We start from the raw sequence: 18897 nt of genomic DNA, 5'->3' as shown, positions 1-18897 counted from the left end.
ATCTAATGATTTTCAAAGAATATATACTTTGATTTTTTTAATTAAACCATCTGATTATCCAGTTTCTCAATACTTACATCTATGCTTTATTAGCGACTGGTATTATCTTTTTGACTAACTAATTCTGTTGGCGACTGTCCAAATTGTTTTTTAAAAGCAAAAGAGAAATGTGATAAATTTTCAAATCCAACTTCATAAAATACGTCAATAGGTTTTCTGTGTTTTTTTATCAGTTGATAACGGGCAAGTTCCAAACGTTTTTCTGTCAGCCATTTTTGCGGAGTGGTATTAAATGCCTTTTTAAAGTCGCGTTTAAAAGTCGTTAAACTTCGCCCGGTTAAGTAGCCAAATTTTTCAATTGGCATATTAAACATATAATTATGTTCCATAAATTCAACAATGTTGATTTTATGTGGTTCCGAAAAGTCGGACAAAACGTTATCAATATCTTTGTTTATGGAGCGTAAAACGGTAATCGCTTCCTGAATTTTTAATTGGGAAAGTTCCTGCGGCAATTTGTAGTCCAGATCAAAATATGGCAGCATCGAACTGAAAAAACTATCGAGCAAGAGGCTTTTGGGCAATGGAATAATGCAATCGGTTTTAGAAACCAAATTGACTTGTATTTTTTTTTGCTCGTAAAAAACTCTCAAAACGTCTTGGGTTAGTTTTACGACAATGGCTTTGTAAGGCAATCCGTCTTTTTGGGATTTTATTAAAGTAGCTAGTCGATTTCTCGGAAACAGATACGTTTCACCTACTCCAAAAACATAGGTTTTATTTGACTGAATCACTTTTAATTCGCCCGACAGCACGCGAACAATGGAATGCTCTTCTGCTATTATTTCGGTATTATAGAATGACGCTTCGCTACAAGTGAAAACTATTTCAGCGTTAGTATTTGTTTGTTTTGTTGGCATAGTGCAAAGTTAAAAAAAACAATTGAGGCTCAAATTGATGAGCCTCATTATTTAAATTTATATATCAAATCTTGTCTGAGTCATTTTTTCACTTATAGTCCAAAGTTTTTGAGCTGATTCTGTATCCAATGCAAATGGTGCTATACCAGCAAATCCGGCAGGGCTTTTATAGGCTGCAGCAATACTATCATAATTAGCCTCATCATATTGAGCAATTTCAACATTTTCTAAATACACACCTCCGATGTTTTGAAGCTGAGGACTCGTTGCAGCCCATACCGTTGTTGCAGCTCCTTGTTCCTTCGTTTTTTGTATTTTTTTCATCGCTTCTTCTGCTTCAGTGTTAGGTGTTCCATCAGGATGTAAAATGCCTAAAGTAATAAAATCTTCAAAGGTTAAATGTTTACCCAAATTGGTTTCCAGGCTCAAGCCAGGATTCAATGAATAAGCTCGAACGCCAAATTGTTGTCCTCTTTTGTCTAATTCTAATGCAAAAAGTACATTTGCTGTTTTGGATTGTCCATAAGCTTTAAATTTGTCGTACTCTTTTGTGTTATAGTTTATGTCATCAAAAAGAATAGGTGAGAAATGGTGTGACGATGACGAAACATTTACCACTCTTGCTCCTTTTGCTTTTTTTAATGCATCCCAAAGTTTTGCTGTAAGTTGAAAATGTCCTAAATGATTGGTAGAAAATTGTCCTTCGTTTCCATTTTGGTCCCGGTGTAACGGTGTCCACATAATGCCAGCATTGTTAATAAGCAAATGCAATGGTCTTCCAGAATCTAAAAACTTCGCTGCAAAAGCGTCAATAGAAGTAGGTTCTGTCAAGTTTAATGCTTCTACTTCTACATTGGAAATTCCTTTCAGATTTTCCATTGTTTTTTCAATATTTCTAGCAGGAATGATAACCGTTGCGCCTACTGAAGTTAATGCTTTGGTGATTTCTAAACCATAACCTCCATCACCGCCTGTAACGATTGCAATTTTGCCTGTAAGGTCAATCCCTTTAATAACATCTGTAGTGGTTGATTTTGCGTTGAAGCCAGAGCCAATTGGTTTCTGAAATGCTCCTTTGTAATTTGTTTGTTCCATTTTTTTAAATTAATTTTTAATGAGACAAAGATATTCAGCGTTTTGTTGTGCAGTTTTGTTCTAAAGACCGAATCGCTTTGTTTAAAAGGGCGGTTTTGGTTTTGAAATTTTGATAGATTAAATATTTAACTTTTATAATGACTTTAACTTTTGCATAATCATTTTTGAATAAGCCAATGTAACATTAGTTTATTCAAATAGAAAGGCTTCATTTAATAATTCCAAAAGAGATAATAATGAAAGAAATTGCTAAGAAAGATATAAGGAGGGTTTATAGAAAATGTAACTAAGATGCTTGAAAGCTAAATTGTTATTTTTTTATTTTAATGTATGCAAAAAACACGAAATGATAATTTCGTGTTTTTTATGTTTAAGTAAAAATGATTTAAGAAATATGCTTTTTAATGATTTTTGTTATTTTATTTTAATAACAACCTTTCCTTTTGCTCGACCACTTGAAACATAAGAATATGTTTTTTTCATCTTACTATTTATTTAGAAACTCAATAGCTTGTGGTATAAACTCTTTGTAGTATTGAAAAATACCACCATGACCAGAGTTTGGATATATTTTTAAAATAGCATTAGGAAAACGCTTTGCCATATCATGAGAGTTTGGTGTTGGCACCATTCTGTCTGCATCGCCATTGGCAATAAATACAGGAAGTTTGAAAACACTCAAATCGGCTGGCTGTTCATGCCCCCATGTTTCAATGGCTTTTAGTTGAGCTTTCAAAACACTTAATTTTACTTTTTTGTCACGGTTTTCTGTTCTTTCTTTTAATCGTTTCAGAAAATCACGGGCAGCATCCTTACCTACTTTATTTTGTGTAAAGAATAAATAAAATTTAGGGTCTCTGAATGTAAATAGTCCTTTAAAAATATCCTTGTAAGTTAATCCGACCACATCACTCACGCCTTCACCACCTCTTGGACCCGTACCTGCCAGTATGGCCTTACGAACCAAAGTAGGTTCTGTCAAAAGTATTTCTTGCGTAATAAAGCCACCCATTGAAAATGCCAAAATATCTACTTGTTTGTAGCCCAAAGCGTGAATAAATGCAATGCCGTCTTTTGCCATATCAGGAATACTTGTTCCTTGCTTGCCAGTTGTTGCACCAACGCCACGATAGTCAAAGGAAATAATTTGACGGTGTGCCGCAATTGCATCCATAATTCTTGGGTCGCAATTATCAAGGTTTGCTGTTAAGTGATTGAAATAAATTACGGGTATATCGCCTGCTTTTCCATAAGAACGATAAGCGAATTTTATTCCGTTAGCTTCCACAAACTGAGTGGGAACTGTTGCGTAAGAATAGTTTACACTTTGTGCATTTGATGTTGTCATTTTTAAGAGCATTAAAATTGTTAGAAAAAATATATTTTTCATTTTATTTCTTGTCTATAGAATTAATAAATGTATTAATATTTATGGTTGTTATTAGTTGTTTTAGAAAAATAAAAGTTTGAAACGAAAAGGAATACCAAGAAGAAAAGTGGCATTACTATGTTTGTAGTTGGATCGTTGGCTGCATAATGTGCAAGTGCGGCAGCAATAAAAGTAATGCCAAAACCTGCATAAGCCCATTCCTTTATTTTACTTGGAAAGGCAGGGACAAGTAATACAATGGCTCCTATTATTTTAGCTATTGCAAGTTCTTTTCTGAAAAAGTCAGTAAAGCCTAAGTGTCTAAAACCTTCTATCATTTTAGGGGCTGTAAAATACATGTATGCATTCATAAACATTAATGCACTAAATAAACCAGTTGTTGCCCAGTAAATAATTTTGTCTTTTTTCATTTTATTTTTTGTTTATAGAATTAATAAATGCATTAATATAAGCTGTGGTCAACTCAGGGTATTGGTAATGCAGTGCATGTCCGGAATCTTGTAAAATTATATGTTGCAGTGTTGGAGCATTTTTTAAAAGCGGAAACCAATTTTCTACTGCAAATGATATATCATTATCGGAAGAAATAGCTAACACAGGTGTTTGTAACGTTTTATATGCTTCTCTGAAATTATCTGCATCTTCTTCTAATTGAGTGGTAACGGCAAAATAACGTTGGAATATTTCGGGAGTAGCTGGCACTTTTGATTGGTCAAGTCTTTGAGCAATACGAACTGCTGATTCTTGAGCCGCTACTCGGCTCTTTTCAGATGTTGGTTCATAGAATAGTGTAATTATATCTTCTAAATCATAATCTGGCTTTAAAGCTTTTTCCAAAAATAATGAAGAAAGAGGGACTTCATTTTTACCCATTGGATTACTACCAATTACTATTGTACCTAATACTCTTGCAGGATATAAAAAAGTAGTGTACTGTGAAATTAAACCGCCATAAGACCAACCTCCTACAATAAATTTATCATAGTTTAGGTAATCTGCTATTTTCACAACTTCTGCTGCTACTTCATGTAAATTAAGGGGTAACTCACCTTCGGAGTAGCCAATACCTGAATAGTCGAAAGTAATTACCGTATTTTTTTCTGCTAATAAATCAAGGAAAAGAGGGTCCCAAGTATCTAATGTACCTCTAAATCGATTTGCTAAAATTATCGGAGTGCCATTCCCAAATTTGCGGTAAGCAATTTGTTTATTATCAATATTTGCATATTGAGTTTCTGCTGTTAATGCGTTTTTTTTCATTTTATCATTATTTAATTGTTCTATTAATTCCATTGTTTCAAAAATTATTTTTAAATTTGCTTGCATTTTGCAAGTACAAATATAAATATAATTACTTGCAATATGCAAGTAATTTTTAAATTATTTTTATGAAAGAAGTAAAAAAAAGGTCTGATTGCCCAATTAGCAGCACTTTAGACGTGTTTGGTGATAAGTGGTCTTTCTTAATTATTAGGGATTTATTATCCGCTAAAGAATGTACTTATGGTGATTTTTTGAAATCGGAAGAAGGAATTGCAACTAATATATTAGCTTCTAGGCTACTTATGTTAGAGGAGAATAAAGTTATCGAGAAATTAGAGCATCCAAACAGCAAAGCAAAAGTATTATACAAGCTGACAAAAAAAGGGATTGATTTATTACCTATTATAATTGAAATGCATTTGTGGTTTGATAAATATGATAAAATTCCTGATGACAAAAAAGAAATGATTGAAACTATAAAAAAGGATAAAATTGGATTTATTGCAGTTACAACAAACAAACTTGAAAATTAAGTATTCTTGTTTGATATTGTCAAAAAAAAAATACGAAACAAATAGTTTCGTATTTTTTTTGAACTAATAAATTCTTTAGAAATTTATTGCTTTTATTTAAAAATTAAAAATAATTGATAAACAGTAAATATTCTACTCATGATATTAAAAGTTTAATTATAATCGATGAGATTTATGTAAAACATGCCTACATGATTATCTTCATTTCACTTATAACAAGGTTTGAAGTAGCGGAAGCTATAATTCTTTTTGAGCTAAACATATCAGCTTTTACATTGATTACAGATTTTCCTCTTTTTACAACATTTGTTTTTACTATTACAGTATCTCCTTCTTTTACCGAACTAAAAAATTCCACGTTTAGATTAATTGTAGGGAAGAAATTTTCTGTACCTAAAATCATAAAATTTACACCGATACAATCATCAAACATTCCACAAATAACTCCACCGTGAAGTGTCCCGGCTGGATTAGTCATCTCTTTTCTTACCTCAAATTGAAATTCAACTGAATTTTCATCAATAGAAATCACCGTACCATTTAGCCATTTGGCGAATGGGGACGGGCTTCCTGAAAATGGTTTTCCAATGAAACTTTGAAGTAGCTGAAGTCTTTTCTTTTCCATTTTATTTTCTATTTAATTTCCCAAAAAGTCTAAAGCTTCGTAGTCGTTAATGCCTCTTTTGCTTTTTTAATTAATTTATTATGGATGTGCTGTTGTGTACTTTGTCCTGTATTAGAGGCAGGTATTTTTCTTAAATTAGCCACCTTGGGGTTTTCTTCTTATATTCTAAGTATGGCTTGCCAAACCATTCTTCCATCCATTTCTCTTCTCGAAGTACAAATTGCGTGTGAAGTATTAAAAAAATGATTGGGATTACTATGAGAGGGGAAAATGTTCCTAAAAGTATTGAAGTGCCAATAAGTATAGTGATATATCCCAGGTACATCGGATTTCTTGTAAACTTGAATGGCCCTTTTGTTACAATTAGGGATGCCCGGTTACCTGGGCGAGGATCTGTGCCAAATTTTCGAAAGAACATGCCACTTCCAATAGCAAGAGAAAATCCAAGAACAATTATTATAATTCCTATGTATCTCCAAGGAAAAACTAACCAATGTCCGATTGGAACAAATGAACTGAGTAGTATCATCGCAGTTAATCCTACAAGTAAATGAATTGGAGGGGGTATGCGGGGTATTGAAGTTTTCATGCTGATTTGATTTAAAAATTGCTTGCTGCTGACGGTTAACGCCAGCCGCAGATTATATGCAGCTATTATTGTTATTTTGAAAAATCTTCTTCTGTCATTGCATTATTTAAGAATACTCCTGTATTATTCCCTGTCGATACAGCATATGATACAGCACGAACAGGATTGGTACTGTCTCCACAAGCGAATATATTATCCACAGTTGTCTGCTGAAATCCATCTACTTTGATAAGTCCCAGTTCTGTCAATTCACAACCCAATAATTCGGGAATTTTACAATGTTGTTCAAAAGGAGGTCTTGAATAGATAGCTTCCAATTCAAAACTTGAATTGTCTGAAAAAATTATCTCTTCAACAACACCGTTTTTGTGTTTCAATGAAGTGATTTCCTTTTCAACTATTGAAATATTGTGCCTTTTGATTTCATCGGTTTGCTCTTGCGTCAATTCCGATTTTCCATTGGTAAATAGGGTTAAATCCTTTGTCCAGTTACGAATGAGCCGGGCCAAATGAAATGCACCATATCCATTTGCCAATATCCCTGTTTTTTGATTCTTTACTTCATATCCGTGGCAATAGGGACAATGAATTACGGTGATCCCCCAACATTCAGAAAATCCATCAATTTTTAGCATTGTGTCTTTTAAGCCTGTTGCAAAAACGAGTTTTTTAGCTGAAAATACTTTCCCTGATTGCGTTGAAATCTCAAATCCTTTATCGGTTTTCGTTCCATTAACGGCAAGGTCAGTTACGAATTTTACTGTGTCGTATTTCAACACTTCTCTTTTTGCTTTTTCCGCAATAACGCCTGGTTTTTCTCCGTCCTGCGTAATGAAGTTATGTGAATGTGGTGTTTGTCGGTTACAAGGCAAACCGCTGTCAATGATTAGAACATTTCTTAATGCCCGTCCCAAAGACATTGCTGCCGAAAGTCCTGCATAGCTTCCGCCAACTATGATTACGTCAAAATTTTTGTTATCTGTCATTTCATTAAAATTTAAAAATGATGTTAATGGTAAAGGTAAAGCTAAAACTGATAAAGCAAGTCCACCTTGTTTTATCAGTTCTCGTCTTGATATTTTTTTCGCTTCAGTCATTTGTTTTATAGATCTGTGCCGTTTCTTAAAGTTGCAAGGCTCCATACCGCGATCCGTTCCGCGATCGCCTCGGGTGCCTCGATGTGAAGGAAGTGGCCGGTGTCTGGGACGACCTCCATTGCATGCTGGGCGGCGAACCGATGTCGGTCGTCAACCTGCGCGGGGAGGATGCAGTCGTCGTTGGCACCGTAAAGCTGCAACAGGGGCACCTTGATCGGCTTAGACATGCGTCGCGTCGCCCCAAGCATGCCAGGTCGCAACATCGCCCGGTAGTACTTAAGAGGTGCAGGCATGCTCGCCCGCAGGTGCTCATGTAACTCCGCCTTGAGAGCAGGATCGAGCAAGAAGCCTGGCGACCACTGACGCCAGAGGTGGTCGATGAGGGAGAGATCGCGGGCGGTGGCTACCCAGCCGCTTCCTGGCAGTTGAAAAAGCCCCATGTACCAACTCCGGCGTAGCTGAGCCAGGTGCGTTAGCCTGCTCATGAACGTGAGTGGGTGAGGGATTCCGAGCGCGACCGCACGTACAATCTTCTCCGGTGCTGTGACGCAGGCATCGTATGTAATCAGGGCGCCCCAGTCGTGACCAATCAACTCCACAGGCCGTCCCGGAGACCAGCGGTCGATTAGTGCGAGCACGTCGCTGGTGAGGGATACAAAGTCGAACGGCCCAGCGGTCGGGGACGGAGAGTAACCGCGAAGCCAAGGTGCGACGACGTAACGTCCGCGACGGCCGAGCTCGGCCAGGAAGAGCCTTGCGGTCGGCGGATGGTCTGGAAAGCCGTGCAAGAAGACAGTTGGTTGACCATTGGGATCACCACCCTGCAGCGCGTGAAAGGTGCCGTGTGGCAGGTCGAAGGTGACGTGTTCGAACTCCATGTGTGTCATCTCTTTTTCAGGAGTCGTTGGATGAGAGACGATGTCTTTGCTTTTTGATATGGATTCACCTTGTTCTGATTCGTTAGGAATTTTCTCCATTGTATTCATATTTAGGATGATTTATTTTGCTGTTTTTACACTTTTATATATTGCTCCTTCAAACTGTGTATAGGCGTAATTATTAAGGAATAGTACCATTCCTGCCATTTTTCCTACGATGTTTCGGAATTTTGGATTTTTAGCATTTATCACTTTAATAATTTTGTTCACTATTAGAGAAGGCTCATCTCCATTTGCCAAACCATTTTTGATATACTTATTCACTTGCTCTTTATAGTTCCTGTATTCTGTTATATTTTCATCAATAGCAATCATATTTGTGCCAATATTTGTTTTTGCCCACATAGGCTCTACCATACTAACCTTGATATTAAATTGGCTTACCTCAAAACGCAATGACTTAAAGAATCCTTCTAAGGCATGTTTGGATGCAGCATATATTGGGTGCATAGGTAAAGATAAAAGCCCCATCATTGAGCTAACTGTAACAATTTGACCAGACTTTTGTTTCCTGAAATAAGGCAAAATTGCTTTTGTTACATTTACTGTTCCCCAAAAATTAGTTTCAAATTGAAGTTTCCCTGCCTCTGTTGAAGTTTCCTCTGCTAATCCAATGAGCATATAACCCGCATTATTCACCAGAACATCTAATTGTTTTACGGTTTCAAATAATTGCTTTGTAAATTCTTCTATCGATTTTTCATTTGTAACATCTAAAGACAATACCTTGAAAGGAACTGTGGCTTGCAGTTTTTCTGCATTTCTACTAGTACCAATTACATTATGTCCTTCTGTGTGCAACTTGTTTGCTAACATTAATCCAAAACCTGATGATGCTCCTGTAATTAAAATTGTTTTTTTCATCTTATTTTATTTTTTTTAACCACACAGAAACATAGTTTTTTATACCTTTTGAAGATGTTTTGACTATGCAGCTTTTTTTATTTTATATTTCTGTGTGGTTTATTAGTTGTAAATGTCTTTACTAATTAAATGGTTTATTTATAGTTTTTCTAAGTTTGGCGGTATTAGTTTATACATTACCGGTGTTACAATTCTTGCAAGGATTGTTGAACTTATAAGTCCGCCAATTAGCACAATCGCCAATGGAGATATTTGAGGATTAGGATTCACCGCCAGCGGAATCAAACCACAGATTGCGGTAACTGATGTTAAAACTACCGGAAGAAAACGAGTTTCACCTGCAATAGCAATCGCTTCGTCAATGGACTTTCCTTCTTGTCTTAATTGATTTGTAAAATCGACCAGAAGAAGGGAGTTTTTGACCTGAATTCCCGACAATCCAATGAAACCGATTATAGAAACCAACGACATTGGATTCCCAGATGCTATTAAAAATAATACACCTCCTAAAATACCTAACGGAATGATTGACATTACGATAATGATTCCTTTAAATGTTTTAAATTGAAGCAATAAAACAGCAATAAATAAGAACGTGCTCAATATAATTACAGAAAGAAAGTTACCTCCCAAAGCATCACCTTCTGATTCTTTTTCTCCGGATAGTTTGTAATAATAACCTTTTGGCATTTCAAGTTTATCCAATTTTGGTATAATATCTACCAGCAGGTCATTTGCTAAATAACCATCTTTTGTCATCGCACTGACTTTTGAAAAAGGCGATTTGTTAAAGTGGTTTATGGCTGTTGGTGCAGTTTCAAAAGATACTGTTGCAATTTGATTCAATGCAATTGGTGTTCCCTGAACATTATTTACATATAAATTTTTCAATGCATCAAGATTAGAAAACTTATCCCTTGGTAAAGTAATGGTCACGTTTCTTGCATCTCCACGGTCATCTATATAATCTCCAACTGTTAAACCGGCAACAGCAAGTCGAATTACTTTATCGACCTCACTGGTCAGTACGCCCAATGTTCTCGCTTTTTCTTTATTAATCTTTACTTTGACATCGGTTTTATAGGTATTCAACTCGTTATTGATATAAACTGTTCCTTCCTGATTTCTCAGGATAGTTTCTACCTGAGAAGATAACTTACGTAAAACCGCTTGGTCTTCGCCGAATAATCGCACTACGATATTAGCTTCCAATGGTGGCCCTTGTTCAAAATCTTTTACCTCCACTTTAGCATAAGGCATCGTTTTAAATTTTTCACGCAATTCTTGTATAAGACTGGTTTTATCTGAAGGTTTTGCTTCATCGTCCAATTGCACGAAAATTTGGGCAAAATCAGATTTTCTGTCCTGTGGATGCACGTTGTAGTAAATCTGCGGATTTCCGTGTCCCACATTTGAAGTGAAATACACAATTTCTTTGTGGTTTTTCAATTCTTTTTCCACCAATTTTGTTACCCTGTCACTTTCCGAAATATTAGCTTGAAGAGGCATTTTTATGTTGATTAAAAACATAGGTTTTTCCGAAGTTGGGAACAATTTAAATCCGGCTACCGAAAACAATCCAAACGCTATAACACTTAAAAATAGAGAAATGGCAATCGTAGTTTTTGGAAATTTCAATGCTTTTGGCATAATATCCCTGTAAGCTCTGGTAAGAAACTTTTGCAAATATTGAAGAAAGATGTTTCCTTCACCGTGTTCGTGTGTTTTTAAAAATCGGCTTCCCAAAAACGGAACCAATGTCAGCGCCACAATCATAGAAGCCAATACACTGGTGATAACCGCCATAGGCAAACTTCGGAGAAACTCACCTGCCATATCTGGAAGAAAGGCCAGTGGTATAAAGGCTATAACCAAAGTAGCCGTAGTACCTACAACAGCAATACCAATTTGCTTTGTTCCTTTTAAAACGGCATCCATTTTAGAATGTCCTTCACGCAGCCAACGTTCAATGTTTTCGACAACCACAATACTGTCGTCGACCAGCAATCCTAAAGCGACCACCAACCCAACAATACTTAATTGGTTTAAGGAATATCCTAAAGCATTCATTGCAATTAACCCTAAAGCCAAAGATAAAGGGATGGATATCATTACGATAATAGATGCTCTCCCTCCTAACGGTATCAATGTGATAACAACCAAAAGAATAGCTAAACCAAAATCAAAACCTAAATGCCCCAAACGTCTTGATACCATATCGGCCTGGTCAAAGTTTTTTATTAGTTTGATGTTAGCAGGCAAATCTTTAGAAAATGCATCTATTAGTGGCAAATATTCTTTTTGAACATCGCTAATGTTTACATTGTCTTTCATTCCGGCAGTAACCAAAACGCATCGGTGTCCGTTAATTCTGGTGATATGATTTACAACTTCAGATTTATAGTTTACTTCGGCTACATCTTTCATATAGATGATTTTTCCGTTGGCATTGTAAACCACCGTATTGGCAACATCATCTGCATTTTTGAATTTACCACTTGTTTTTACGTTGAATACTTTGGTGCCCAAATCAATACTTCCACCAGGAATATCGGCAGCTTCACTTTGTAAACTTCCCATTACTATATTTAATGGAATTTTTAATTGTGCTAATTTTTCCAAATTCAGATCCACCCGGATTTCCTGTTCCGGAATTCCTGAGTATTTCACTTCTTTAAGATTGGTTATTTTTTCAATTTTTGCCTTTAGTTTATCTGCTTCATCACGCAATTTTTTGTCGGATGCATTTTCGGAAACCAAGGCTACCTGAAGAATTTTCACATCCGAAGACGAAATTTTTTCGGTTTTTATCTGATAAATATCTTTCGGAAGTTCGCTACTCTTGAGGGCATTCATTTCAGTAGATATTTCCTGATATTTATTATCAATATCGACTCCGTATTTGAATTTTACCTGAAAAGCGGCTACACCATCTTCTACGGTTGTTAGTATTTTTTCGATATTTTCTAATCCGTAAATCTTATTTTCAATAGGTTTTACGACTTGTTCCTCCATATCTTTTGGACTCGTACCGGGATAAATAACGGTAATCAAATATTGTGGCGGATGTGTTGACGGATCTTCAGATCTTGGCATTGTGAATAAGGTAAGGACCCCTACCACAGCGACTAATAGCGCCAGAATCAGTGTGAACTGATAATTCTTAACGGAAAAGTTTGTAATTTTCATACGATTCGTTATTTAATGATTTTGATAGTTGATTGTTCGTTGAGATAAGCACTGTTGGAAATAACTATTTGATCGGTTTTTTGAAGTCCGTCTTTGATAGATACCTTGTCCTTTTCAAATTTATTAATCGTAACAGGCTGGCGTTTTACTTTGTTGTTTTCTACGGTAAATACAAAGGCTTTGTTTCCGTCGGCTTCAATAAGTGAATTATAAGGAATGATGATAAAATCTTCGGCTTTATCTGCTTTAATTTCTGCCTTTCCAAACATACCAACTGCCGGCTTGCTGTTTTTCATATTCAGTCTTAATTCTACCTGAAAAGAACCCAATGCAGCATCTGCCGCTTGCGACTTTCTAAAAACAGAGGCATCAAAGCTTTCGTCAGGATAGCCATCAAGGGTAACAGTTGCTTTTTGACCTATTTTTACAGCTGCCCATTCTTGGTCTGTCAGGCCGACTTTTAGCAAATAATTGTTGTTTTGGCGGGTTTCGTTTATTGCCAAAATTGGAGATCCTACACTCACAACTTCACCTTCATTGGCAATTTTTGAAGTAACAAAACCATCGGCTGTGGCATAAATTTTTGCATAACGGGCATTAAAAGCAACAGCATCTTTCTGTTTTTTGGCAATGTCAAGAGCTGTTTTTGTGTTTTGAAGCTGCTCTAAAGTATATACGCTGTCTTTATAAAGGTTTAAAGCCCGGGTATAATCACGCTCGTATTTCTTAACATTCAAATCAGATTGATTCAGGCCTGAACCGATTTCGGTTGCGTCTAAAGTTGCCAAAAGTTGTCCTTTTTTGAAAAACTGTCCTTCTTCCACAAAAATATGGTTGATAACTCCACCAATTTTGAACGAGTAATTGGCTTGATTTTCTGTTGTTACCAATCCTGATGCACTTATATTATTTGTAAGTGCCAAAGATTCAGCAGTTGCAGTTTTAATGGAAATAACATCTGCAGCTTCAAAAGGTGTGTGTGCTTTTTTTTCTTCTTTGCAAGCGAAGAAGAGAGGTAATACGAATAGGGAAATAATTATTGATTTATTACTCATAAGTGTAAAATTGTTTTTTTGGTATTCGTGAATCTTTGATTTCATGATCTTAATTTTTAATTGTTTAAAGTAAAAGTTGCATTGGCTCTTTCTAATTCTGCAAAAGCGATCCAGGAATTATAAAGGGCGATATTGGTATTAAGTTGGGCATTTACCCATTGATTTTGTGCATCCAGAAGTTCAATGTATATAGCCTGACCTTCTTTGTATAATTTAGTTATATCCTCATTATATTTTTTGGCGGATTCTTTTTGATTTTTATCAGCGTAGAATTGCTCCAAAGCGGATTTTAAATTATTCTGGGAAACCTGAAACTGAAGCAGTAACTGCTGTTTTACATTATCGATTTGCGAACTTATTTTTTTACTGTCTTCTTCAGTTTGTTTGAGTTTGTATTTGTTTTTGTTTCCTGAAAAAATATTCCATTCTAAACCTACTCCTGCAAAATAGTAGCGTGACTGTTTGTTTACTTCAAAATCAAAATCCTGAATTCCAAAATCGGCAAAACCATTTACTTTAGGAAACCAATACGACTGCGTAAGTTTGCTTACATTATCGTTTATTTCTTTTGCCTGAGTAAGTTTTTTTAATTCTTCCCTGTTTTGAGTATTCTCTGAAACAGCGTCAATTGGTGGCGCTTCATTTTCATCGACTTCAATTGCAGCATCCAGCTTTTCATTAAGCAAAAAATTAAAATAAGACCTGGCATTATTACTGTTTTGCTTTGCCGTTTCAAGGTTTGCCTGTATACGTATTACTTCATTATCACTTCGTAAGACAGCTGTACGGTTTATCTTTTCATTTTTAAATAAGGATTTGTTTACTCGTTGGTTTTCCTTAACCAATGCTAAAGCATCCTCATAAATTTTAATTCCTTCAACCGATTGAATGTATTTGTAATAGGCTATTTTTATTTCCTTAACTAATTCTCTTTGATATATTTCCAGTTCTATTTTTTGTAATGAAGTCTGCTGGTTTTTAATTCTCTTGTTATAAATAATTTCAAAATTCAGCAAAGGCATTGTGGTATGAATTTTAGCATCATAGAAATTATCCGGATTAATTAGAACAGATTGATTTTCTAAAGTTGGAAAAGCATTCGAATTTGTAATTTGATTCAGGGTATTGTATACCGGATTTAACATATCGCCAATCGGAATATCAATTGTTCTTCCTCCTTCAGCCTTGGTATAACTTCCGTTTAAGGAAACGGTAGGGTAGAACAGGGAGCGCGCTTCTTTTAAAGCATACATACTTTTGTTAATATCAAAGTTGTGCTGCTTTATTACTTCGTTATTTTTTAATCCGGTTTCAATGTAACCGTCTAGTTTACTCTGGGAATATCCATAATACCCAAGTAAAATTGTCATTAGAATTAGTGTTTTTTTCATTTTATTACATTGTTTGTTTATTGAACGTTGTTCATTTTTTTGAACAAAAAAAATTATAATTTATCTATTATTTTCAAGTAGGCATTATATCCGTCAAATAGGATAGTATCAGGGTTCGTGAATTTCACACCTTTTGTTCTTTGTCTGATTTCAAGACAACACATACCATGTACTAAACTCCAAATCATAAACGAAAGCGATTCTACATTATGTCCTTCAAAATGTCCTTTATTCATACATTCTTCAACTGTTTTTTTAACCAGGTCAAAAGTTACAGCGCCTTCATCCCAAAGATCGTTATCGGATTTTTCAAGATACTCCATTGGTGCCTTAACATTAAACATTAAATCATACATTTCCTGGTTTTCGATTCCGAACTTGATATATACAATCCCCATTTTTCTTAATCTCTCCATTGGATCTTCAATAATAAACAATTCCTGAAAATTACTTCCAAGTTCTTGAAAACCAATAGAGTGCAAATCATGCAAAATAGCATTTTTATCTTTAAAGTAAACATATACGGTTCCAACACTATAATCTATTTCATCAGCTATATTTCTAATAGTTGTTTGCTCAATTCCTTTTTCTAAAAAAAGTTTTTTTGCTCCTTTTAAAATCAATGCTTTTAATGCTTCTTTTTCTCGCGCTTTTCTATCTGCTACACTCATAAATATTATTTTCTTTGCAAATGTATGTATTTTTTTTGAACAACGTTCATTTTTTATAAAATATTTTCTTTGAAATGGTATATGTTTTAAAATTTAAGAAATAAAGTATTGATATTGTGTGTGTTATAAAGGAGTGCTAAAAAATAGAAAATCCTAAAAATCATTTGGTTTTAGAGGTTTTATTTCTTTTCCGCTTGTTCAAGTATTGGTCGAGGATCGAAGACCACTTTTATTGATTTAATTTTTTTGTTGTTTACAATATACCATCCGCAAGTAAATATTTTTTTACCGGACATATCAATATCATAGAAAATACATACATCATTCTCGTCTTCAAATGTTTTTTTGATGCTGTATTTAAACTTCATCTTTTTCATATCGCTGATGTATATTTCGGCACCATCTCTATGTCCGAGAACACCATCAAAAGTCATATTATCGCTTAAGCATTGTCTTGCTTTTTCAAAATCTTCATCGTTTAGAGCGTTTAAAAATGTCAGAACAATATTTTTAACGCTGTCTTCTCTAGATCCTGCATCTTTTTTCATTATCATCTCTCTTTAGTTTAAATTAATTTGATTTAAAATACTATCAAATTGGATTTAAAATACTCTCAGTTTAAAAATAATAAAGCCTGAAATGATAAGTGTTATATAAATTTAGAAAATGATTACATAATTAAATATTCATTAAAATATGCAATTAAAGGATTTTGAATGATTAGGATGGTTGTTAATATAGGTAAATTCGTTGTTTTTTAACTATTTGTATAAATAATTCATTTTTATTATATAATTACACTTATTCTATAAGTAATGAATTTAATTTATTTTAATCTTCATTTTAATATTTTTTTTGAATTATTCATAACAAAACTTCGAAATTGATTTCAAAGGTTAGTACTTGACGTCTTTTTACTGTTAAGTATTCATTTTTTTATCGGATTTATTTTGTTATTTTTACAAATGTAATAAATACACTTATTTTTTTAAAGTAAATTTATTTCACCGGCATAATTGAACGCTGTAATATTATTAATGCTATTTATCCAGCCTGATTAAGTGAGATAATTGGTTTCAGAACCAGTAAAATGTAAAAGCACAGGCTAAATTTTTATGAAATTCTTTCCCGAATTTCAGTTTCAAAATTAATATTCATTCTGATTAGTGCACGAGTCAGGGCAATATTTACATACTAATTTAACCAATTAACCAAACCACTTATGAAGTTACGATTTCTCCAATTCGACCAGAAATTCCAGCAATTTCCGGCAATTTCTTTTACTAAGAATATTGTGTCCCTTTTTACATTTATTCTATTTTTATGCACAGCTATACCAATGTTTGCTCAACCTGGTATACACGATCCTTCTTCTACCGTTAGAAATACGGATGGCAGATATTGGCACTTTGCCACAGGTAATGGTATCTATACAATATCATCAACGTCTACAAGTTTTGGGAGCTGGCAAACAGAAAATACCGTCTTTCCTATAGGTACCTGGCCAAGCTGGATAGCTAACTATGTCAGCGGTTTTGCCGGTAATTTTTGGGCACCGGATGTTGTGAAAATAGGAAGTACCTATTATTGTTATTATTCCTGCGCAGGCGATGGTGCTCCTGCTGCTATTGGTTTGGCAACGGCTACCAACTTATCTGGTCCATGGACGGACAAGGGAATGATAGTTGCCGGAAATAACGCCATTGATCCTGCAGTTTTAGTAGATGGCTCAAATATGTACATGGTGTATGGTAACTGGCAAAGCGGTATCGACCTGATACAGCTTAACCCTTCTACCGGATTAAGGCTTAACTCCAGCCGTTGGGACCTTGTGGCAGGAAATGTAGAAGCTCCGTACATTATGAAAAACGGAAGCTATTATTATGTGTTTTTTCAAAGGGGATTATGTTGTAATGGTGTAAATTCAGGTTACTATACTCAGGTAGGGCGTTCTACAAGTATTACCGGACCTTATTTAGATCAAAATGGCATCAGCCTTATGAATGATGGCGGAACTACTTTTTTGCCAAACAAAAATGGCAGGTATATTGGTCCCGGACATGTGGGATATGGCGAGTCGACGCTGAGTTATCATTTTTATGACGGAAATGATGGTGGTGCTCCAAAACTTATGACCACAACGCTGAGCTGGTCAAACGGATGGCCAGTGCCGGGTAGTGCAAGCCAGATAATACCGAATGGTACTTACAAGCTTGTAAACCGTACCGGAGGTAAATATTTAGATAATCTTGGAGCTACGACAGATGGTGCAAATGTAGCACAATGGGCTGGTGGCTCGTCTAATAACCAGCGTTGGGTAATTACCTACTCGGGTGGGTATTATAAGTTAAAATGCGTTACAGGCGGCAAGTATCTGGATAATATTGCCCATACCGCCGATGGTTCTACCGTAGGGCAGTGGACAGGAGGAACCAGTACTAACCAGCAATGGACGATAAGTGCTGCCGGACCTTATTATAAAATAATCAACAGGTCAAATGGTAAATGTGTAGACAATGGCGGTGTAACTACCGATGGTGCTGTTATGCAATTCTGGCCAAGCAATGTAAGTTTCAATCAGCAGTGGACATTGGAATTTGTGAGTTCGTCAACTGCGAAGATGTCAAATGCAGAAAGTGTCGTATCTGACGAACCTTTTGCTGATGAAAATGCGGGCCTTTCTATTGTGCCTAACCCTGTACGTGGTAATGAATTTGAAATAATTATGTACAATAAATCAGAGACTAGCATTACGGTTACATTAACAAATATGTCGGGGCAGACTGTTTATACTAAAAATTTGGGTATTACAAAGCCCGGCGAGTTCAGATATACAGTAAATGCATCAACACTCTCAAAAGGGACATACCTTGTAAACCTGAGTTCAGAAACAGGGAATAAGACAGCAAAAATTATTCGAAATTAACTATTTCCAACATAAAATTGCGTCAATATCAGGATAACAGGCAATAAGTTGTCCAAATGAAAGCAGTAAAGAAAACAGAGAACTCCATTGAAATAATGCTTATAAATAAAAAGGCAGCTCATAATTACTTTTGATTACAATCTTACCAAACTACTGATTTGATTCTAAATTGTTGTGAGGCTATCAATAATAATAAACAGATATATCAATGGATCAGATGGAAGGTCGGAATATTGTTTTTTGTTTGCAATGACGGGTAAAAAGCCGGTATGATTGAATAGGGGAAAAGACTGTTGCAGATGCTATTTTGGATTGGATTATACTTGGCAATACACTTTGAATTCAAAGGAG

Annotated in this window: 17 protein-coding genes; 2 read left to right on the top strand and 15 right to left on the bottom strand. The window is 35.2% G+C overall.

Features of this window, described 5'->3' with window-relative positions; genetic code table 11:
- Nucleotides 1-89: 89 nt before the first annotated feature.
- The 5 genes from PMI10_RS05580 to PMI10_RS05560 all read right to left on the bottom strand — a co-directional run bounded on the left by PMI10_RS05580 (nucleotide 90) and on the right by PMI10_RS05560 (nucleotide 4731).
- Nucleotides 90-920: a helix-turn-helix domain-containing protein gene (locus tag PMI10_RS05580; protein ID WP_007805489.1), complete on the bottom strand. Its 831-nt coding sequence runs from the start codon at nucleotides 918-920 to the stop codon at nucleotides 90-92.
- 57 nt (nucleotides 921-977) lie between these two features.
- Nucleotides 978-2015 (bottom strand): SDR family NAD(P)-dependent oxidoreductase, encoded by a 1038-nt coding sequence (locus PMI10_RS05575; RefSeq protein ID WP_007805487.1) that lies wholly within the window; start codon nucleotides 2013-2015, stop codon nucleotides 978-980.
- 487 nt (nucleotides 2016-2502) lie between these two features.
- On the bottom strand, nucleotides 2503-3363 hold the full coding sequence (locus tag PMI10_RS05570) for an alpha/beta fold hydrolase (RefSeq protein WP_007805485.1): 861 nt from the start codon (nucleotides 3361-3363) through the stop codon (nucleotides 2503-2505).
- A gap of 74 nt (nucleotides 3364-3437) precedes the next feature.
- Entirely contained in the window at nucleotides 3438-3815 is a 378-nt protein-coding gene (locus tag PMI10_RS05565) for a DoxX family protein (protein ID WP_007805483.1), read from the bottom strand.
- A gap of 1 nt (nucleotide 3816) precedes the next feature.
- Complete coding sequence (locus PMI10_RS05560) at nucleotides 3817-4731, bottom strand: alpha/beta fold hydrolase (protein WP_238539444.1); 915 nt, start codon at nucleotides 4729-4731, stop codon at nucleotides 3817-3819.
- Nucleotides 4732-4793: 62 nt separating this feature from the next.
- Between PMI10_RS05560 and PMI10_RS05555 the strand changes: the two genes are divergently transcribed.
- Nucleotides 4794-5201, top strand: a complete 408-nt coding sequence (locus PMI10_RS05555) for a winged helix-turn-helix transcriptional regulator (protein WP_007805479.1) — start codon at nucleotides 4794-4796, stop codon at nucleotides 5199-5201.
- A gap of 187 nt (nucleotides 5202-5388) precedes the next feature.
- On the opposite strand, the gene PMI10_RS05550 is transcribed toward PMI10_RS05555, so the two are convergent.
- The 10 genes from PMI10_RS05550 to PMI10_RS05505 form a co-directional block, all read right to left on the bottom strand.
- Nucleotides 5389-5826, bottom strand: coding sequence for a PaaI family thioesterase (locus PMI10_RS05550; protein ID WP_007805477.1), 438 nt, complete (start codon nucleotides 5824-5826; stop codon nucleotides 5389-5391).
- A 130-nt stretch (nucleotides 5827-5956) separates the two neighbouring features.
- A complete protein-coding gene (locus tag PMI10_RS05545; RefSeq protein WP_007805475.1) occupies nucleotides 5957-6415 on the bottom strand; it encodes a methyltransferase family protein in 459 nt (152 codons plus the stop codon).
- Between the two features lie 71 nt (nucleotides 6416-6486).
- Nucleotides 6487-7512, bottom strand: a complete 1026-nt coding sequence (locus tag PMI10_RS05540) for an NAD(P)/FAD-dependent oxidoreductase (protein ID WP_007805474.1) — start codon at nucleotides 7510-7512, stop codon at nucleotides 6487-6489.
- A 5-nt stretch (nucleotides 7513-7517) separates the two neighbouring features.
- Nucleotides 7518-8489, bottom strand: coding sequence for an alpha/beta fold hydrolase (locus tag PMI10_RS05535; RefSeq protein ID WP_202948178.1), 972 nt, complete (start codon nucleotides 8487-8489; stop codon nucleotides 7518-7520).
- 21 nt (nucleotides 8490-8510) lie between these two features.
- Nucleotides 8511-9314 (bottom strand): SDR family oxidoreductase, encoded by an 804-nt coding sequence (locus PMI10_RS05530; RefSeq protein ID WP_007805470.1) that lies wholly within the window; start codon nucleotides 9312-9314, stop codon nucleotides 8511-8513.
- 138 nt (nucleotides 9315-9452) lie between these two features.
- Complete coding sequence (locus tag PMI10_RS05525) at nucleotides 9453-12503, bottom strand: efflux RND transporter permease subunit (protein ID WP_007805468.1); 3051 nt, start codon at nucleotides 12501-12503, stop codon at nucleotides 9453-9455.
- An 8-nt stretch (nucleotides 12504-12511) separates the two neighbouring features.
- A complete protein-coding gene (locus PMI10_RS05520) occupies nucleotides 12512-13603 on the bottom strand; it encodes an efflux RND transporter periplasmic adaptor subunit (protein ID WP_007805466.1) in 1092 nt (363 codons plus the stop codon).
- 11 nt (nucleotides 13604-13614) lie between these two features.
- A complete protein-coding gene (locus tag PMI10_RS05515) occupies nucleotides 13615-14949 on the bottom strand; it encodes a TolC family protein (protein WP_007805463.1) in 1335 nt (444 codons plus the stop codon).
- A 53-nt stretch (nucleotides 14950-15002) separates the two neighbouring features.
- A complete protein-coding gene (locus PMI10_RS05510) occupies nucleotides 15003-15620 on the bottom strand; it encodes a TetR/AcrR family transcriptional regulator (RefSeq protein WP_007805461.1) in 618 nt (205 codons plus the stop codon).
- A 179-nt stretch (nucleotides 15621-15799) separates the two neighbouring features.
- Entirely contained in the window at nucleotides 15800-16168 is a 369-nt protein-coding gene (locus tag PMI10_RS05505; protein ID WP_007805459.1) for a nuclear transport factor 2 family protein, read from the bottom strand.
- Between the two features lie 674 nt (nucleotides 16169-16842).
- On the opposite strand from PMI10_RS05505, the gene PMI10_RS21565 reads away from it, so the two are divergent.
- Entirely contained in the window at nucleotides 16843-18546 is a 1704-nt protein-coding gene (locus PMI10_RS21565) for a family 43 glycosylhydrolase (protein ID WP_007805457.1), read from the top strand.
- Nucleotides 18547-18897 lie beyond the last annotated feature (351 nt).

It is taken from the genome of Flavobacterium sp. CF136 (assembly GCF_000282055.1).
GTDB lineage: Bacteria > Bacteroidota > Bacteroidia > Flavobacteriales > Flavobacteriaceae > Flavobacterium.
The sequence above is the reverse complement of the archived record's forward strand: the minus strand, read 5'-3'. Positions and strand labels throughout refer to the sequence as shown.

What these genes read in the sequence shown, in the direction of transcription:
- PMI10_RS05505 (WP_007805459.1), bottom strand. Translation starts at nt 16,168, where the DNA reads ATGAAAAAAGATGCAGGATCTAGAGAAGACAGCGTTAAAAATATTGTT.
- PMI10_RS05515 (WP_007805463.1), bottom strand. Translation starts at nt 14,949, where the DNA reads ATGAAAAAAACACTAATTCTAATGACAATTTTACTTGGGTATTATGGA.
- PMI10_RS05550 (WP_007805477.1), bottom strand. Translation starts at nt 5,826, where the DNA reads ATGGAAAAGAAAAGACTTCAGCTACTTCAAAGTTTCATTGGAAAACCA.
- PMI10_RS05525 (WP_007805468.1), bottom strand. Translation starts at nt 12,503, where the DNA reads ATGAAAATTACAAACTTTTCCGTTAAGAATTATCAGTTCACACTGATT.
- PMI10_RS05570 (WP_007805485.1), bottom strand. Translation starts at nt 3,363, where the DNA reads ATGACAACATCAAATGCACAAAGTGTAAACTATTCTTACGCAACAGTT.
- PMI10_RS21565 (WP_007805457.1), top strand. Translation starts at nt 16,843, where the DNA reads ATGAAGTTACGATTTCTCCAATTCGACCAGAAATTCCAGCAATTTCCG.
- PMI10_RS05545 (WP_007805475.1), bottom strand. Translation starts at nt 6,415, where the DNA reads ATGAAAACTTCAATACCCCGCATACCCCCTCCAATTCATTTACTTGTA.
- PMI10_RS05575 (WP_007805487.1), bottom strand. Translation starts at nt 2,015, where the DNA reads ATGGAACAAACAAATTACAAAGGAGCATTTCAGAAACCAATTGGCTCT.
- PMI10_RS05520 (WP_007805466.1), bottom strand. Translation starts at nt 13,603, where the DNA reads ATGAAATCAAAGATTCACGAATACCAAAAAAACAATTTTACACTTATG.
- PMI10_RS05510 (WP_007805461.1), bottom strand. Translation starts at nt 15,620, where the DNA reads ATGAGTGTAGCAGATAGAAAAGCGCGAGAAAAAGAAGCATTAAAAGCA.
- PMI10_RS05555 (WP_007805479.1), top strand. Translation starts at nt 4,794, where the DNA reads ATGAAAGAAGTAAAAAAAAGGTCTGATTGCCCAATTAGCAGCACTTTA.
- PMI10_RS05560 (WP_238539444.1), bottom strand. Translation starts at nt 4,731, where the DNA reads ATGCAAGCAAATTTAAAAATAATTTTTGAAACAATGGAATTAATAGAA.
- PMI10_RS05530 (WP_007805470.1), bottom strand. Translation starts at nt 9,314, where the DNA reads ATGAAAAAAACAATTTTAATTACAGGAGCATCATCAGGTTTTGGATTA.
- PMI10_RS05580 (WP_007805489.1), bottom strand. Translation starts at nt 920, where the DNA reads ATGCCAACAAAACAAACAAATACTAACGCTGAAATAGTTTTCACTTGT.
- PMI10_RS05535 (WP_202948178.1), bottom strand. Translation starts at nt 8,489, where the DNA reads ATGGAGAAAATTCCTAACGAATCAGAACAAGGTGAATCCATATCAAAA.
- PMI10_RS05565 (WP_007805483.1), bottom strand. Translation starts at nt 3,815, where the DNA reads ATGAAAAAAGACAAAATTATTTACTGGGCAACAACTGGTTTATTTAGT.
- PMI10_RS05540 (WP_007805474.1), bottom strand. Translation starts at nt 7,512, where the DNA reads ATGACTGAAGCGAAAAAAATATCAAGACGAGAACTGATAAAACAAGGT.